Below are 17,114 nucleotides of genomic sequence, written 5' to 3'. Positions count from 1 at the left end.
CTCATTCCTTTCAAGAATTTAAAATTATGTCTTTAATTTTTTCCATGGAATCCTCTATATGTATTTCTACTTTTCCATTGTCCTTCTCTATAATAATTTGTGCATTTTCTAGAAAGTCATCAGCAACTATAAAAATTTCTCCTTTAACTCCTAAGGATAATTTCCATAAATCCACTTTGTCTTTTAATTCTTTTTCATGAATGCTATTGCATTTAATTATGAAGGTCTCTGCATTTCTAGATTCCCTTATTGTTTCTTTTATTAAATTAATAATTGTGTCTTCAGATTCCATTTCTTTTTTTAATACATTTGAAACTATTTCTGACATAAGTTCTTTTATATTTCCAGTCTTTTCCTCTAAATACATCTCATATTGCTTTTTAGCATCTCTTATTATATTACTAGCATCTTCTCTTATAGCAGAAGCTTCATCATAAGCCTCCTCCAAAGCCTTTCTATAGCCTTCTTCATAACCTTTTGCATATCCATTGTCATATCCATTTTTATATCCCTGTTCTTCAGCTTTCATTTGAACTTTTGCCACTTCTTCATAAGCGTTTCTTATTATTTCATCACTTTTACTCCTGGCAGTTTCCACTATAGATGTCGCTAGTCTATTATAAGATTCATTTTCTGCATTATTATCCGAGTTTATACTGATATTCTTTTTAGGCACATAGTCTACGATTATTTCCTTTTCACCTAGGGCTTTTGCATTTTCATTTTTTATTACGTTAAACGATGATTGCATCTTCTCCACCTCTTGAAATCACTATCTCTCCAGCATCATCTAATCTTCTTATTACAGCTACTATCTTTTGTTGTGCCTTTTCTACATCCATAAGTCTTACTGGTCCTAAGAATTCTATATCTTCTTTTAATGAAGCTGAAGCTCTCTTAGACTGATTTCTAAATACTACATTTGAAACTTCTTCTGAAGCACCCTTTAAAGCTAGTGCCAATTCTTTTACGTCTACTTCTCTTAAGATTCTTTGTATTGATACATCATCCAATGAAATAATGTCTTCAAATACAAACATAGATTGTCTTATCTTTTCTGCTAATTCTTCATTTTCTCTCTCTAGACCTTCAGTTATATTTTTCTCTGTAGTTCTATCCACTCTATTTAAAATATCAACAAGAGTTTGAACTCCACCCATAGCTGTAGCATCTGAGCGAACTACTGAAGATAACTTTCCATCAAGAACCTTCTCTATTTCTTTTATTACCATAGGAGACGTATTACTTAAAGTAGCTATTCTATACGCCACATCACTTTGCATATCTTCTGGTAAAGCCGATATAATTTGACCAGCTTTTTCTGCCTGCATATAGCAAAGTATAAGTGCGATAGTTTGAGGATGCTCATTGGCTATTACATTCAAAAGCTGATGAGCATCTGCTTTTCTAGCTATAGCAAATGGTCTATACTGTTGGGTAGCTTCTGTAACCTTATTAAGTATATCCATAGCTCTTTGAGGGCCTAGTGCTTTAGATAATATATCTCTAGCATACTCTATACCGCCCTCTTTTATGTAATCCTTAGCTTTGTTTATTTCAATAAATTCATTTAATATTTCCATTCTTTGTTCTGATTTTACAGTGGTTATATTTGCTATTTCATAAGTTATTTTCTGTATATCTGTTTCTGGAAGCTTTTTTATTATTTTAGCTGCAGCTTCTGGCCCTAGAGTTATAAAAAGTATAGCTGCCTTTTGAACCCCATTTAGTTTTTCTGTACTTCTAGCCAATTAAAATCACCTCTCATCTTCCGTAAGCCATGATTTTACTATTTCTGCTACCTGCTCTGGCTTCTCTGTTGCGTAATTCTGTATTTCTCTCTCTAAATGAGTTTTCTCGTTATCTTCTTCAAAATTAATTGATTCAAAAGCTTCTTTAGGCTGTACATTATCTCCTATAACCACATCAATTCCATTAACTTCCTCTTCTAACTCTTCTTCTTTTCTCTTCTTCCTGTTTCTAACTATTAAAACTATTATTAATGTTATTAATAATATTACTCCCATTACGCTATACATTATTATCTTCTTTAATCTTTCCTTTTCTTTAAGCTTTTCCATAGCTTCTATATCTTTTTTAGCTTTATTTTCAAGACTCTTATCAAAATTCATTCCTTCAACACTTATGGTGTCTCCCCTTTTTTCATCATATCCAATAGTTCCTGTAACTAAATTGGTAATAGAAGATTTAGTCATTGTATCTATGTTTCCATTTAATAGTACAGAAGTAGATAATTTATTCACGGCACCTGGTGCTTTTATTATTTTTTTCTCACTCTTAGAGATTTCATAATTTCTCTTTTCTTCTTTATGCGTAACATTAGAATTTCCTTTAGTAGTTTCTTCTCTAGCTGCCATATTATCATCTACTGGACTATTAGTGTTAGCAGTATCAGCATTGTTGTTACTATCCTGGATAATATGTTCACTTACCACTGTTCCCTTTGGAGCAAATTCTGTGCTATTTTGCTGTATAGCATCAAAATTTAAATCTGCATTTACTTTTACAACAATGTTATTCTTTCCGTAAACTTTTTCAAGCATAGACTGTATCTTGGATTCCAAACTTTTTTCTAGTGAATTTTTCATTTTTTCTTGTTCTTGGGTATTACCTATGTACTCTTTATCCTCCTCATTAAATAAATCTGGAGTTGTTAAAAGAGCTGTTCCATATTCACCTGCAGCAATTACTTCTACATTTTTTTTATCTAAGTTTTTTACGCTTCCACAAAGTAATGCCACGATAGCCTTAACCTGCTCTTTTTTTAATTCTTTTCCAGATTTTAAGCGTAAGGTTAGAGAAGCACTGGACGGAGTATCCTGTTTTACAAAAACACTGTCCTCTGACATAACTAAATGCACCTTTGCATCATCCACCTCAGGAAGACCTTTTATAGTTCTTTCAAGTTCTCCTTCTAATGCCCTTTGATATTTGATTTTCATTTCTTCATCTGTGGCTCCAAATTTACTCTCATCAAAAATTTCAAAACCAACACTACCGTTAGTCAAAGGAACTTCTGAAGCTAACTCTAATCTTAAAACATCAACTTTATCCTTTGGAACCTTTATAGCTTTTCCTTCTACCTTATATTCTACTTTTTTTTCTTTTAACTTAGTTAAAATAGCTCCTAAGTCTTTATCATTCATATTAGAAAATAACACACCATATTTCTGTGAATTCATAGTAATAACTAAAACTATGATTGCACATATAATCCCAATAGGTATAATGGTAAAAGTTATTTTCTTTCCCTTTGTAAGTTTTGACCACTTATCTTTAATTTTTTTAGTAAATTCCTTAAGTTTGTCCATTCCTATTGCTCCTTACAACCTTGCTATTAATTAAATACAGATTAAACCTGCATCCTATTTAACTCTTGGTATGCCTCAACTATTTTATTTCTAACCTCTATGGCCATATCTAATGATAGTTTTGCTTCTGCAGTATTGACCATAACATTATGTATATTTTTTTCTTCGCCACTTATAAAGTTCTGTGTAGTTTCTTCAGCTTTTATCTGTTTTTCATTTACACTATCTAATTTTTCTTTAAGAAAATTCCCAAAATCTAAATTGTTTTCTTTTTTATATTTTGTATCTTGGGAAAATTCAAAAATTTTTGCATCTGGAGTAAATTCATTAATTCTCATTTAAATACCTACCTTCCTATTTGCAATGCCTTTGAAAACATAGTTTTTTCTGAGTTTATAGCTGAAATATTGGCTTCATATGCTCTCGATGAAGCTATCATATCCGCCATCTCATTTAGCACATTTACATTAGGCATCTCTACATATCCATTTGCATCTGAATCTGGATTAGCAGGATCATATACCTTTCTAAGAGGAGAATTATCTTCCTTTATACCTATGCTCTTTACCCCTAAGAGTTCATTACCTTGATTCTTTTCTAAATTCTCCATGCTATTTGATAAGTTTTCTTGAAAAACAGCTATTTTTCTTCTATATGCTCTTTTGTTTCCCTCACTGTCCCTAGTAGTTTGATAATTAGCAATATTAGAAGCTATAGTGTCCATCCTTAATCTTTCTGCTGAAAGTCCACTAGCGCTTATACGCATAGTACTAAATGCACCTGTCATATCTATCTACCCCCCTTTATCACACTTCTTCTCATTAAAATTCTATTATTTAGTTCTACTGTAAGAGCATCGTACATTAAGGTATTAGCTGATTGATTTACTATTTCGCTATCAATATCCACATTATTTCCATCTTGCCTCATAGAAGTCTTCGTATCTTTTTTAACTTCCATGTTTCCAAAAATCTCGCCTGCATCCATGTGCTTTTGAGAAGTTCTTTTCATCGCTATGTCGTTTTCAGCGTTTTTTAAACTCTCTTCAAAAGTAACATATCTTCTTTTATAACCTTTAGTATTTATGTTAACCAAATTATTGGATATAACTTTGCTTCTTAAAGCTGATGCATCTAATGACTTTTTCAACAAATTATATGAGTTTACATTTTTTACCGGCATTTTTTTCACATCCTTTCTATCTTTCTATACTATTAAACACTTATAATGAATTTTCCTGCATAAAACGTAAAACTTAACAAATATTTTTTGGTTTCTGTAGATTTTTATAGCAATTTACTCGAATACAATTAAAATTCATATTAAATAATTGCTCTGGTATTATTTTAGCATATTTTGTATATACATTTCAAATATTTGTGTAAAAAAGTTAAACATTCTAAAAAAAATATAATATCCTATAAAATAAAAAAACCTCTTGCATATACAAAAGGTTTATTTACTTCTAACATTTTCTAAAATCTTTAACACATCCTGAGGAAATTTGTTACTTTGAGTCATCATTGCATTGGCAGCATCAATTAATATATTATCTCTAGCAACAGATAACGATTCCTCTGCAATATCTGTATCTCTTATCTCACTTTCAGCGCCCTGTACTCTATCCTTTATTTCTACTAATCTTTCCATAGTACTTCCAAGTCTATTTTCCAAAGCACCATATTGGCTTCTAGCTTTTACAAGTGTATCTATAGAGTAATCTAATATTTCTATAGATTTGTTAGAATCTATATTTTTATCATATATTTCTTTTAAGTCTTCCAGCTTTATATCATTTTTCTTCATACTACCGCTTCGCAAATCTTTCAATTCTATTTTTAAATTTTCTCCACATTCTGACCCAATAGTTGTTTCTATGGTTTCTTCGACAGATAAAAGTTTTTTATCATTGAACTCTGTATTTTCACATATGCCATCATAGGCATTTATTAATTCTTTTATTTCTTCTTGAATAATCGCCTTATCACCATCACTATTAGTGCCATTATTGTATTTAACAGTTAACTCCCTAACCCTTTGAAGTATAGATGTCATATTTTCCATGCCACCTTCTGCTGTTTGTAGCATACTTACACCATCCTGAGCATTTCTAGATGCTATATTAAGCCCTCTTATGCTCATTCTCATTCTTTCACTCTTTGCTAAATCATTAGCTTCTTCTTTAGCTCCATTTATTTTATATCCTGAAGATATTTTACCCATAGCCACACTTTGTCTTTCTAGTGTTCTAGAATAATTTCTATAGATATTCAAAGAAGCCAAATTATGCATAAGCCTCATAAAATCAATCCTTTCATACTTTTAATTAAATAAACTAATTCCCTCACATATATACATCGGTGATTTTAAAATTCTGTGTCTACTTGAATATCAAGGATTCCCAAGTAACAGTTACCTAGGAATCCTGCCTTCTATTATGAAAGCCACTTATTTAAAACCACATTTACGTTATCATTATTTTGTCTTGCTGCTGTCAACATAGATTCATTGCAGTCTAGCATGACTTTTTCTTTAACTGACCTCATAAGGGCTGTGGCCATATTTATATCTTCAATTCCAGAAAGAGCTGCTGTTAAATTGCCCCCTGAATTGCTAGCATCATTAAAAGAATGCTGAAGATTATTTAAATCGCTACCCAAACTAGTTCTGCACCCAGTAATTTTATTCAAAGCTTCATCAACTTTGAAATTAGCTTCTTGAGCCTTTTGACCAAGAGCTACACTTATATCCTCTATGCCTAAAGCTCCAGTAGTTACGTTAAATAATTGCAACTCATAGGTAGTATAGGGGCTATCTTTTATCTGCAAAGTAAGGGCTCTGTCTTCCTTTAAAATTTTGATACCATTAAATTCCGTCTCTGATGCTATTGTATTTATATTATGCTTCAGTTGAGTAAGCTCATCCTCTAAGTTTCCTCTATCCTTATCTGTCAAAGTATCATTAGAAGCTTGTACAGAAAGTTCCTTCATCCTATGAAGGCTTTTAGTTATTTCACCCATAGCCCCATCAGCTGCTTGAACAAGTGAAATTCCATCTTGAATATTTCTTTCCGCCATAGACATACCTCTAACCTGAGCCTTTATACTCTCACTTATAGAAAGACCTGCCGCATCATCAGCTGCCCTATTTATCCTTTTTCCAGAGGATATCTTCTCTACTAATTCATTTTTAGCGCCTTTATTTTTAGTAACTTTATTAAAAGAATTAAGCACTGCCACATTGCTGCTAACTATCACGTTTTCACCTCCTTGTAAATTTCTTAGGATTCCTTTCCTAATAATTCCGATTAACAGTTATCTAGTCATCTTTTCCATTTATCTGTTATCTAGTTATTTCTTCGTATAATTTTTAAAAAACTTAAGTATTTTTTCAAATTCCAAGTAATTGTTAGTGTAAAAAGACACCAGAACTACTGGTGTTTTTTATTAATTCATCATTTTACCATTATATTTTACACCCTTAAAATTAATTTAATATAGGCACTACCCTATCTTAAGAGTTGCAATACTCCCTGAGGTTGTCCATTCGCTTGTGTAAGCATAGCTTGAGCCGCTTGAGCTAGAATGTTATTTTTACTGAACATCATCATTTCTTTTGCCATGTCCACATCTCTAATACGTGATTCTGAAGCTGTTAAATTTTCTGAAGTATTATTTAAATTAGAAATAGTGTGTTCTAATCTATTTTGTATTGCCCCTAAAGCTGATCTAAAGCTAGAAACCTTTGCAATAGCATTGTCACACTTTGTTATAGATTCAGAAGCTTTTTTACTATCTGAAACATCTATAGAATTTACCCCAAGAGCTGATGCTCTCATATCCTGTAATTTAATAGCTGCAGTTTGACCTGAATTAGCTCCTATTTGCATGATTAATTCAGAATTAGATATTTCCTCTTCCTGTGGCCATATTACATTGAATTTCTGCATAGGTTGTCCATCTGTCTTATCCGTAGCTGCTCCTTCATCCAAAACATCCTCTGCTTTCATTGCAGCTCCTCCAGTAGTGTTACCTCCAATAGCTCCAACATCCGTTTCATCTGTTCCCCAATTAAGCTGATTAGTTGTTATATCATTGATAAATGCAGCAGCCTCTGCATCAAATTTAGTTTTTAAATTAGCTATAGAATTTATACCATTAGTGGTACCCTGAACTCCTAATGCATTACCTAAGGCAGTAGCTCCATCAGCTGAAGCATCCCCCTTTATAGCAGTCATTAAATTACTCATATTATTAGAGGTGTTTAATTTAGAACTTAAATACTTAACTATAATATATCCTGCTGAATAGTCCTTATCATCACCACTCCAAGCTGCTCCTCCAAGCAATGAAGAAGCTCTATTTATAAGTTCTGTAACTTTTCCCGTATCTGCTCCCGTTCCATTTACATTACTAAGCAAATTTTTAACTCTTTCATCTGCTCCTGCTATAAATTCCGCAGTACCTTCAACAAACCAAGTAGGCATTGTGTTCATTTTATTTGCACCAAATGCATCATCCATAACAGCATGAGTCATTTCATGGGCTATTATACGGTCATTATAAAGTTTTTGAAGATGGTTATTTCCATCATCACCAGTACCAGGTGCAAAGTCCGACATATCTATATGAAGCTCAAGCACTGCTGAAGTACCTCCAACATGGGCAAGCTCACCATAAGGAGTTCCTGAATCTAATACAATCTTAAGACTTGTAGTTCCCTTACCTTCCAATCCATACTGATTTTTTATTCTTTTTTCAGCCATCTCAAGCCAGCCTTCTTTAAGTCCTTTTATTATATTCTTCGCTGTTTCACTACTTTCTCCACCTGACTTTAAAAGCTTTATAGTATTAAATTCTGTAGTATTCCCTATTCTATCAATTTCAGCTGTTAATTGACTAATTTCCTTTTGAATTTTATCCCTATCTTCTTTAGTATTAGTGTCATTAGCAGCTTGTACAGATAATTCCCTCATTCTTTGTATAATGGAATGAGTTTCATTTAATCCACCTTCTGCAGTCTGAATTAAGGATATACCATCTTGAGCATTTCGCGACGCTTGATCTAATCCCCTAATCTGTCCTCTCATCTTTTCGGATATAGCAAGTCCTGCAGCATCATCTCCAGCCCTATTTATTCTAAAGCCAGAAGATAATTTTTCCATAGACTTTCCCGAATCAAGCGCGTTCTTAAACATATTTCTATGGGCATTCATAGCATTTAAGTTGTGATTAATTATCATTTGTAATTTCCTCCTTGAAAAAATTAGTGAAATTCCTTTTTCACTTAAAGTTAAAATATACTTTTTATAATTTTATTTTTCGTATAATTCATAAAAAACTTAAGCATTTTTTTCAAGTAACAGTTACCTAAAAAACACTAGCAACTTTTATATTAGTTACTAGTGCTCCTTTAATTACATTTTAACTTCTTACATCTAAGCAAAAATAAAAAAACTTAGAATTTTTAGCATATCACTTAATTAAAGAGATTTTAAAAGTTCTATTATATAATTTGGCTGCTGATTAGCTTGAGTATTTCTTGCCGCCTGTTACAGCCCTCTTATTTGCCCTCTGTTACACTATTATTTACTTTTAATCCCTGATAATATATCTATTACATATTAAATTAGATATGGATATTTACCCAAGTGCTCCAAATAGCCAGTTACCTAGGTCCACTAAAAGACCACCACAGTTTTTGTTATTTTCATTTATCCAATTACTAACTTTTTTATTTCTATAGTTATTCATTAAATATCTTTTCACTAAATATTTACAACCATAGTTTATAATTCGATACGCAAAATTCTATTCCTTTAAAAATTCTATTTCCTTTTCTCTTTCAATGTGAAATCAATAATATTCACATGCCCCTTCACTACTCTTAATTCTATATTTTTCTAAAATCTTCTTACTATATCACATACAACTTTTTCTGTTTGTATCTACAGCACTAAAATGTATTGCATTTCACAATTACTCAATTTTAGTGGAATTTCATACCAAGGATTAACCAACGACCACCAGATATCAGGTAACTTAGCTAAAACAATTTAATTTGTTCTTCTATTTTAAATCTTGATGCTACAATGACTTCTTCCGCTCCCTTTGTATGTTCACTTCTCAAATACTTAACACCACTTTTAAGCTTAGATGGTATAAGATTTAACACATAAATATTGTCAAATCTATTGTATATAGAATCTCCACCAAGCCCTGTTAAACATATAAGCTGAGTATTACTCTTTTTAGCAATATCAATTAATGGTTTTAAAAGGTGAGCTGAACTTGTTTGAGCAAAAGGGTTATCCATTATAAGCACCTTACCACTTTCTTTTCTGCTGAATATATCACTTTCATCCTTCCTCATATAAGATAACAAACTTGATAGTATTACAAAGGCTGATAAAAATCCTTCTCCCCCTGAGTTCTTTGAAACTTCATCCCAAGTAATCTGCCTTTGCCTATCTTCTTCAATTTTGTACAACTTAATATTTACTGATCCAATCCCAACAACTTCATCATAAAGCTTATTTATATTGATATTATTACTAATAATATCTTCTATATCTTCGTTCTGCGCTAAAGCCTTTATGCTTTGCCCTCTTACCTGCTCGATATATTCCTTTAATCTGATCTTATAAAGCTCTTTATTTTCATTCCAATCAGAAACCTTTATACTTAGCATCTTTAGCCTTTTGGTTCCAATGGTAATGGATGAATTCTCATCTATTTTTTCAATATTTTCATGAACATCCTCTATATACTCTAATATGCTCTCTAGTATTTTGCCCTCTTCTTTTTCAATAAGCTCAATATCTGCCAATAGCTTTTCCATGATCAGTTCATAGGAATTAGTAATTAAATTCAATTGTTTCTTAAACTCTTTAGGCTTGCTTTTTAAGGCTTTAAGTGTTTGAATTGGCTCTTTAAACAAGCTTTCATGTTTAAATTCATCTTTTATTTCAATATCAACAACTAAATTAGTAAGATTTTTTTCCTTATTAATTTCTTCATCCTTAATATTATTAAAATCTCTTTTAAGCCTTCCTATGAAACTATCTAATTGATTTAAGTCTATGTCTACAACCACTTTTTCTATAACATTTAAGTCATTAAATTCATTTAAGGTAGTTAAATTATTTTCTATTTTAGCTTTTAACTTATTAACCTGAACTTTTTTATTGTTACTTTCATGAATCATTAATTTAAGCTTTTCAATTTCCAGCTTAAAATCCTTTTCTACTAATAAACTCTTATTTTTAGGCTCTTCTCTATCAAATTTATTTTTTAAAAAGCTATATAAATCCTCTAACTTACTTTTTGCAATATTAATAGCACTATTGAGCTTATTATATTCCTTAAGTAAACTGCTATAGCTATTACTTTCTTTATCCAATTCATCTTTTATTTCAAACTCTTTATGAATATCATAAGTTTCATTAATATAATCACTTTCACTTACTTTATATTTATCAGCTTTTAAATTAAGTTCTCTTTCAACCTCATTAAACTTCTCAGAAAGAACCTTTATTTTATCTCCCAATTCTTTTTCTGTACTTGTAATGTCTTTAGTTAAAGCATAGTATTCAGATAATAAATCTTCTATATCTTTTTCAATTTCAGTTCCAGATCTATAAATATTAAAGTTAGAAAGCTCCTTCAAAGCTTTTTCTTCTTTATTATTATAATGATTAATTGAGATGCTGCACTCATTTATTTCATTTTCTATCTGATTTTTTCTGTTTTCTCCTTTATCTATTTCATTCTGTATTATCTTTTGTCTTTCCTGAACTCTTTCTAAAGAAATTTTTTCCTTTTTATATTGTTCATAAGCTTCTATAAGCCCTTTAAAAGCTTTTGCCTTAGCACTGTTGCTTTCAATATTCTTCTCTAAAAGCTTTCCCTTTTCTTTATTATTCTTTATTTCATCCTCAAGGCTTAAGATATTCTTTTCTAAATCAATTTCAATTTGTCTTAATTTCTGTTCTTCTTCCCCTAATAGTTTTATTTCTCTTTTTAATTCCTCATAACCTTCAAGGGTTAATTCTGAATACTTAACTAGATTTCTTTTTTCCTCATAGAAAGCAATATTCTCTTTCTTTTCACCTATCTTAGACTGTACAGCTTCTGCCTCTTTTTCTTTAGCTGATATCAATATTAATAGTTCACTTTCATTTAGCAGCTTATTATTAAAGGAAATAAAAAAGCTAACTCCCTTTAAATTCACAATACCTGCATTGATATTGTCAATTCCCTTCTCAAGGTCTTTCCTGCTAATAATCGATATAGGGAAAGATGTAAAAATATCTAAGCATTCTTTTTCTAGGCTTTCCAATTCTTTATCATCCATTACTAAAGAATACGGAATAAATGGATTATCCTCTACAAGCTTTTTATTCTTCTCTAGCGAATACCCATTTTTCTTCAACCACTCCATTCCATAAGTTATACTAATATCCTTCTGTCTAAGCTTTTCTTCAACATCCTTGGGAAGCTCTAGAACTTTTCCAGTTTTAAGCTTTTCAATTTCACTTACTATACTCTCAAATTGCCTTTTTAACTTTGTTTCATCTTCCTTTAAAAAGTCTATTTTTCTATCAAAAGCGTTGACTATACTTTCACCATCAAAAACCTTATCTTCTTCTAAATAAACAAACTTAATTATATCCTTTCGTTTCTTTATTTCTTCTTCAGCCTTTTCAAGGTCTGAAGTTTTGTTAGCAAATTTATTTTTAACATCATAGATATTTTCGAAATTTCTTTTTCTTTCACTTTGTTTACTTTTTAATTTTTCTTCATCAGATAATATTTTCTCTACAATACTTTTTCTTTCCTTATTTAAGGTAAAAATTTCATCATTAATTTCTTTATCAATAACAAGCACTTTCTGTTCATCAAAATACCCCTCAATATTTCTAAATAGATTTAAACTATAATTACTGTTAAAGCTATATTCCAATTTATCAAAGGATAGAATCTCCGCTGACAAGCTACCTTTCTTCTCCGTTAAGCCATAATTTTCTTTTCTATTAGCATTAAGTTTATCATTGATATCCTCTTTTTCCTTTATTAAATCCTTCTTCAATTGTACCTTATCTGATTTCTCTATCTTTACATTATCTAGTTCCTTTTGTAGAATTCCTCTTATAGTAAAACCAAGATTATTAATATACGGTGCACTATCTTCATTCTTTTTATTCAATATACGCAGTTCAGTTTCATACTGCTGTAGCTCTTTTGAAGTATTTTGATACATCCTGTGTATCTTAGCACACTCTAATATATTCCCTTTTCTTATTAAACTATCTTTTCTACCTTCGCTTTCATTAAGAAGCTCCTGCTGGTTTTTACTTTGGGCTTCTAAAGTATAAATTTCATCCTGCTTTTTATATATTTTTATTGATTCTTCTTCATATCTAAGCTCTTCTATTTTGTCATTAAGGCTTTTAGCTAATTCCTCTAATTCCAGTTCTTCCCTTTCTTTATCTTCAAGCTTTTCCTTTAAAAATTCTATTACATTCCCAATATAATTTTTTATCTCTTCCTTTTTCTCAGCTGTACTTATAAATTCATCACAGCACATATGTATACCCTTAGATAACTCATTAAATAGTTCAAGCTTTGCCTTTTTATCAATGTTTGCTTTATTTTGCCTATACTGCTTAATATATGCATCTAATAATTTTCTATAATTATCAATCCTGTCCTCATCAGTTTTTAGCTTATTTTCTACTGCTGGTAAAAACCATTCTTTAACTAAGCCCTTGCTATCCTTAGCCTTCGTAAAAAGTTCTGATAACCCTGACTCCTTTAAGTTTATCTGCTTAATTATAGTTTCCCATTCTCTATAATTAATTTTATATTCCTCTAATTTACTAAAATAATTTTTAGTAGTTACAGAGTTATTCATATCATAACAATTAAACTTAAGCTCTCTATTCTTTTTCAAATTCTCAAATAGATTTTTAGAATTAGCGTAGCTCTTTACTACCCTCCTATCATCTTTCTCCTCAATTACAGGAATGTTATCAATATCATATTCATTTCTATCTCTGTATTCATGAATAAAGTTTATAATGTCCAGCTTTTCCTTTGAATTTTCATCGGAAGCTGCTTCCTTTTTTCTAACCATCATACCTGTTAATAAATAACCTGCTCCATCATCCAGCTTCCATTCAACCAATATGTACGTAGGAGTTCTTGATGTAAAATAACTTTCAAAAGCTCTATCCTTTGTATTTCTGTATCTTCTATTAACAAAAGGAGCCATAACCATTTGAACAAGTACAGATTTACCTCCACCGTTTCTCAAGTTAAGCATAGTATTTTCGCCGTTTAAATAAAATTTCTCATCATCTATTTTCATAGTATTATAATTATAATTTAAATTAACAAATCTAATTTTATGTATTTTACTCATTTATCTCTTCTCCTAAAGCTTTTAATACCCTATTGTAATTATTCTTATTTAACAAATTCCAGTCCATAAAACTGTCCAGCTTTTTAGTGGTTTTAATCATATCGTCGCCCTTAATATAATATATTAAACCCTGACTATCCAAGAAATCTAAAATTGTATTTATAAAACCTTCCTTTGTTGTCTTGGAAGTACTTTTACTATCACTACTTTTTAAAGCTTCAAATCTTTCAAGTATATTTTCAAAGTCAATTCCACTTTCAACATTATCTGCTGCTCTATCAATACCATCCCTTAATCTCTCAGTGATAATATTCAAAAATTCACCAACTTTAATATACTCTCTGGACTTGCTAGAAATACTTTGAGAGCTATAAAACTCAACTAAAAGAGTTAATATGACAAATTGAGATAAATAATAATCCTTATCATTTGCTCCAGATTTACATAATACTTTTTTAAGCTCCCCTTTTGAATATCCTATAAAGTCATTGTCTTCCTTAGGTATCAGATATACTATTCCACCATACTTTTTAACATAGCATTCTGACGCCTCCCCCTGCTCTTTGACAAGCTCCGTTACATTCTCATTTTCAGAATAATTCTTGTAAAGCTCTTCTACATCTTCTTTCAGCTCACCATGCTTTAATAAATAGTAAAATATTTTATTGCTAAGCTTAATTTCTTCAGTAGTATATGCCATTATAACCTCAAGCCTCCTGACTTTGTAATCTCAATAGAAATATCCGAGCATATGAAGTTTTTTATATCTCCATTTTCATTCATTAATCCCTCTAATTTAACGTCCTCACTATCCAATATCTTTTCAACTTTTATTTTTGATATGTTTTTAAAACTTTTATTTCCATCAATAATTTCTAAAATACTCTTATTAAGTTGAAATTCTATTTCACCAGACTCAACAGAGTTTTTTCTTTCTTCTCTTATGTCAGCTATATCTATAATTCTATTTTTAAGCATTTCAATAATAACTTCTCTAAATATTTCCACTGTTGGAATTAAAGTATTCATTAATATGTTACTTTCTTTTATCAGTGAATTAATTTCCCCTAAAGAAATTTTATTTCTTTCAGCGGCTAGCTCCAAAAGTAATTCTATTACCCCTTTATACTTGTCTAGTCTTTCTAGCTTTTTCTTATTTTCAGCTTCAATTACTTCATCCTCATCAATGGCAAACTCCTCATCCTCTTCAACTTGATTTTTTCTAATAATCTTTTGATATTCTAATGCTTTATTTATGTTATAAAATTTGTGAGGCTTCGTTTTAAATAGTGGTCTAAAAAATATATCAATATCTTCTAGTTTCTCTGGGCTCTCTAGTATTTTATCATAAACCTCTGACTTAAAATTAAATCTTTCAATCAAAGACATTTTCGAGATATTCTCAAGTTCCCTTCCATAAACATCCTTCAAATCAAAATGCTTTTTCAGCACCTTCTGATCCTCATCTATAGTCCTGCTTAAATACTTCTCTATTATTTTTAAATTATTAAGATTTTCTTCTTCCTCTTTATTTAACTCTTTAATATGTATATCATGTTCAATGAACTCATTAATCTTTTCATTTACCATCTCCCTATGAACAAGAAACTGTTTTTTAGTATTATTTAAAATTTCTAAATTTCCTTCCATCATAGACTTATAGTCCTCTGCTGAATAGGACAGAGGGTTTTCTCTTATTTTCCTTATGGCATTCTCCATGCTTTGAACTCTTATTCTAAGCATATTAAATATATTTTTAATATCATCTACTGCCTTATCATAAGATGCTTTTTCTAAATGCATTTTAAATACAATCTCATGAATAGTAATTTTTAAATTTTCCTCAATTTCTAAGGTAGATAACAGCAGTGAGTATCCATCATCTGTTAATGAATATGACACCCTTCTTACACCATCAATATATTCCATTTTGTTTTTAATAAAGCTTATATTAATATCCTTGTATTGCCCTTCCTTAAAGTTGTAGGCTTTAAAATACATTGCATTACCTTCATCACATAAAATAGCATTCACTATAAACTCCCCTAAATTCTTGCACTCCTCATAGGTTATACCCTTTTTAAAATGAAGATTGTTAACCTCATCAATAAAGGCTGCTATATGGTCAATAGTACATAATTCTTCCTTTAAAGATTGTTCCATTATGTAAAGTAATATTGAAAATATTAAATTATCCTGTTCATAGCCTTCATTAAAACCATACTTTTTCCAAGTACCCTTAGCTATACTATTTCTAAAAAGCAAAGCATAAGCACCAATTTTCTTCATTCTTATATGCTGTACATCTAAAAAGCTTAAATCCATTTTCTCCTCCAACTATAAATCTATAATACTAACTATCTCCTGTGGTATATATATATCATTTTTTAATATTTCTTCTATTTTAGTTCTGTACTCCTCATCAAATTCCCTTAAAAATATCTGGCTAATATTTTTATTCTGGCCCTCTTTAGTCTTTGGTAAACATATTGATTCAATTTTAGCCTTGTCAATCATCCTTTTATATCCACTTATAAATGGAATCATATTATACTCTTTGCTAAACAACTTATATAAACCTTCATATATAATAATTCCTTCATAATCTAAATCACCAAAGTATAATATTTTATTTCTACTATCTGAAACATAATCTTCAACTGATATTTTATAATCATTAAAAGCTTTATTAATATTTTTACCTCCACCATATATTAAAGTGCCAATATTTTCTCCAAAAATATTATCTCCGCCACTAATTAAATGTCTTCTCATTGTATAATAAGTATCTTTATTTTCTATAATTAAAACCTTTTGTGGCGTTTCTTTATATTTTGAATAGTATGCCAAAGGTTCAGAAGTATCATAATAATTTAGTTCTTTTAAATCAATTCCTAAATTTTTTAAAATAGTTTTTCCCCCTTCCTTTTGCAAAAATTTCTCCCTTCCCCATATTTGAAAGGCTCTTTCATTCATAGAAATGGTTTTACTTAATAACCACTGCTTATTAGTTATAAAATCATCTAATTTAAAAATATATTCTCTATGTTCCTTATACTTTTCTAAATGATTTTTATAATATTCAATACTGAATTTAGTTGATAGTTTATAATTTATTTCATCAAGGATCTCACTATTATCTTTATTTTTCTCTAATATCCTATATTTTTTATATAGCGTTGGCTTTTTACCATTTCCACCACTATTCTTCACCGGCAAAATTCTTTCCTCTTTTATTAAATCAGCTACAACCTTGCATAATTCTTCATAGGATTCTGTTTTATATATTTCATCAATTTTATCCAATTCTATAATTTTCTTACTATAACTATCTATATCTTTCATATTTCACCTCTA

Annotated in this window: 13 protein-coding genes; all 13 read right to left on the bottom strand. The window is 30.1% G+C overall.

The genetic code is table 11. The features are described from left to right. Positions 1-10 precede the first annotated feature (10 nt). The 13 genes from CC89_RS05295 to CC89_RS05235 all read right to left on the bottom strand — a co-directional run bounded on the left by CC89_RS05295 (position 11) and on the right by CC89_RS05235 (position 17,102). Positions 11-751, bottom strand: coding sequence for a FliH/SctL family protein (locus CC89_RS05295; RefSeq protein ID WP_035289910.1), 741 nt, complete (start codon positions 749-751; stop codon positions 11-13). Continuing rightward, complete coding sequence (gene fliG, locus CC89_RS05290) at positions 735-1,751, bottom strand: flagellar motor switch protein FliG (RefSeq protein ID WP_035289907.1); 1,017 nt, start codon at positions 1,749-1,751, stop codon at positions 735-737. Before fliG ends, CC89_RS05295 begins: the two co-directional genes overlap by 17 nt. Positions 1,752-1,757: 6 nt before the next feature. After that, complete coding sequence (gene fliF, locus CC89_RS05285; RefSeq protein WP_035289905.1) at positions 1,758-3,332, bottom strand: flagellar basal-body MS-ring/collar protein FliF; 1,575 nt, start codon at positions 3,330-3,332, stop codon at positions 1,758-1,760. Positions 3,333-3,373: 41 nt separating this feature from the next. Further along, complete coding sequence (fliE, locus tag CC89_RS05280; protein ID WP_035289902.1) at positions 3,374-3,670, bottom strand: flagellar hook-basal body complex protein FliE; 297 nt, start codon at positions 3,668-3,670, stop codon at positions 3,374-3,376. Between the two features lie 8 nt (positions 3,671-3,678). Continuing rightward, entirely contained in the window at positions 3,679-4,119 is a 441-nt protein-coding gene (gene flgC, locus CC89_RS05275) for a flagellar basal body rod protein FlgC (RefSeq protein ID WP_035289899.1), read from the bottom strand. A 2-nt stretch (positions 4,120-4,121) separates the two neighbouring features. After that, positions 4,122-4,514 carry a flagellar basal body rod protein FlgB gene (flgB, locus tag CC89_RS05270; RefSeq protein WP_035289897.1) on the bottom strand — a complete coding sequence of 131 codons (393 nt, stop codon included), beginning with the start codon at positions 4,512-4,514 and terminating at the stop codon, positions 4,122-4,124. Positions 4,515-4,787: 273 nt separating this feature from the next. Beyond that, the gene (locus tag CC89_RS05265; protein ID WP_286161308.1) at positions 4,788-5,624 is read right to left on the bottom strand and encodes a flagellin N-terminal helical domain-containing protein; all 837 of its coding nucleotides are present in this window, start codon (positions 5,622-5,624) and stop codon (positions 4,788-4,790) included. A gap of 143 nt (positions 5,625-5,767) precedes the next feature. Continuing rightward, complete coding sequence (locus tag CC89_RS05260) at positions 5,768-6,589, bottom strand: flagellin N-terminal helical domain-containing protein (RefSeq protein ID WP_051931516.1); 822 nt, start codon at positions 6,587-6,589, stop codon at positions 5,768-5,770. A gap of 251 nt (positions 6,590-6,840) precedes the next feature. Then, entirely contained in the window at positions 6,841-8,574 is a 1,734-nt protein-coding gene (locus CC89_RS05255) for a flagellinolysin (protein WP_035289894.1), read from the bottom strand. A gap of 803 nt (positions 8,575-9,377) precedes the next feature. Next, complete coding sequence (locus CC89_RS05250; RefSeq protein ID WP_035289892.1) at positions 9,378-13,757, bottom strand: coiled-coil domain-containing protein; 4,380 nt, start codon at positions 13,755-13,757, stop codon at positions 9,378-9,380. Continuing rightward, positions 13,750-14,457, bottom strand: coding sequence for a DUF6063 family protein (locus CC89_RS05245; RefSeq protein ID WP_035289890.1), 708 nt, complete (start codon positions 14,455-14,457; stop codon positions 13,750-13,752). Before CC89_RS05245 ends, CC89_RS05250 begins: the two co-directional genes overlap by 8 nt. Continuing rightward, positions 14,457-16,082 (bottom strand): hypothetical protein, encoded by a 1,626-nt coding sequence (locus CC89_RS05240; RefSeq protein ID WP_035289888.1) that lies wholly within the window; start codon positions 16,080-16,082, stop codon positions 14,457-14,459. Before CC89_RS05240 ends, CC89_RS05245 begins: the two co-directional genes overlap by 1 nt. Positions 16,083-16,094: 12 nt before the next feature. Further along, complete coding sequence (locus CC89_RS05235) at positions 16,095-17,102, bottom strand: Wadjet anti-phage system protein JetD domain-containing protein (protein ID WP_035289886.1); 1,008 nt, start codon at positions 17,100-17,102, stop codon at positions 16,095-16,097. Positions 17,103-17,114 lie beyond the last annotated feature (12 nt).

This window comes from Clostridium sp. KNHs214, assembly GCF_000744935.1.
GTDB lineage: Bacteria > Bacillota > Clostridia > Clostridiales > Clostridiaceae > Haloimpatiens.
Note: the sequence above shows the minus strand (reverse complement) of the source record. Positions and strands in the feature narration are given on the sequence as shown.

Excerpts from the sequence above, each read along its gene's own strand:
- CC89_RS05295 (WP_035289910.1), bottom strand. The coding sequence starts at position 751 with ATGCAATCATCGTTTAACGTAATAAAAAATGAAAATGCAAAAGCCCTA.
- fliF (WP_035289905.1), bottom strand. The coding sequence starts at position 3,332 with ATGGACAAACTTAAGGAATTTACTAAAAAAATTAAAGATAAGTGGTCA.
- fliE (WP_035289902.1), bottom strand. The coding sequence starts at position 3,670 with ATGAGAATTAATGAATTTACTCCAGATGCAAAAATTTTTGAATTTTCC.
- flgC (WP_035289899.1), bottom strand. The coding sequence starts at position 4,119 with ATGACAGGTGCATTTAGTACTATGCGTATAAGCGCTAGTGGACTTTCA.
- flgB (WP_035289897.1), bottom strand. The coding sequence starts at position 4,514 with ATGCCGGTAAAAAATGTAAACTCATATAATTTGTTGAAAAAGTCATTA.
- CC89_RS05265 (WP_286161308.1), bottom strand. The coding sequence starts at position 5,624 with ATGCATAATTTGGCTTCTTTGAATATCTATAGAAATTATTCTAGAACA.
- CC89_RS05255 (WP_035289894.1), bottom strand. The coding sequence starts at position 8,574 with ATGATAATTAATCACAACTTAAATGCTATGAATGCCCATAGAAATATG.
- CC89_RS05250 (WP_035289892.1), bottom strand. The coding sequence starts at position 13,757 with ATGAGTAAAATACATAAAATTAGATTTGTTAATTTAAATTATAATTAT.
- CC89_RS05245 (WP_035289890.1), bottom strand. The coding sequence starts at position 14,457 with ATGGCATATACTACTGAAGAAATTAAGCTTAGCAATAAAATATTTTAC.
- CC89_RS05240 (WP_035289888.1), bottom strand. The coding sequence starts at position 16,082 with ATGGATTTAAGCTTTTTAGATGTACAGCATATAAGAATGAAGAAAATT.
- CC89_RS05235 (WP_035289886.1), bottom strand. The coding sequence starts at position 17,102 with ATGAAAGATATAGATAGTTATAGTAAGAAAATTATAGAATTGGATAAA.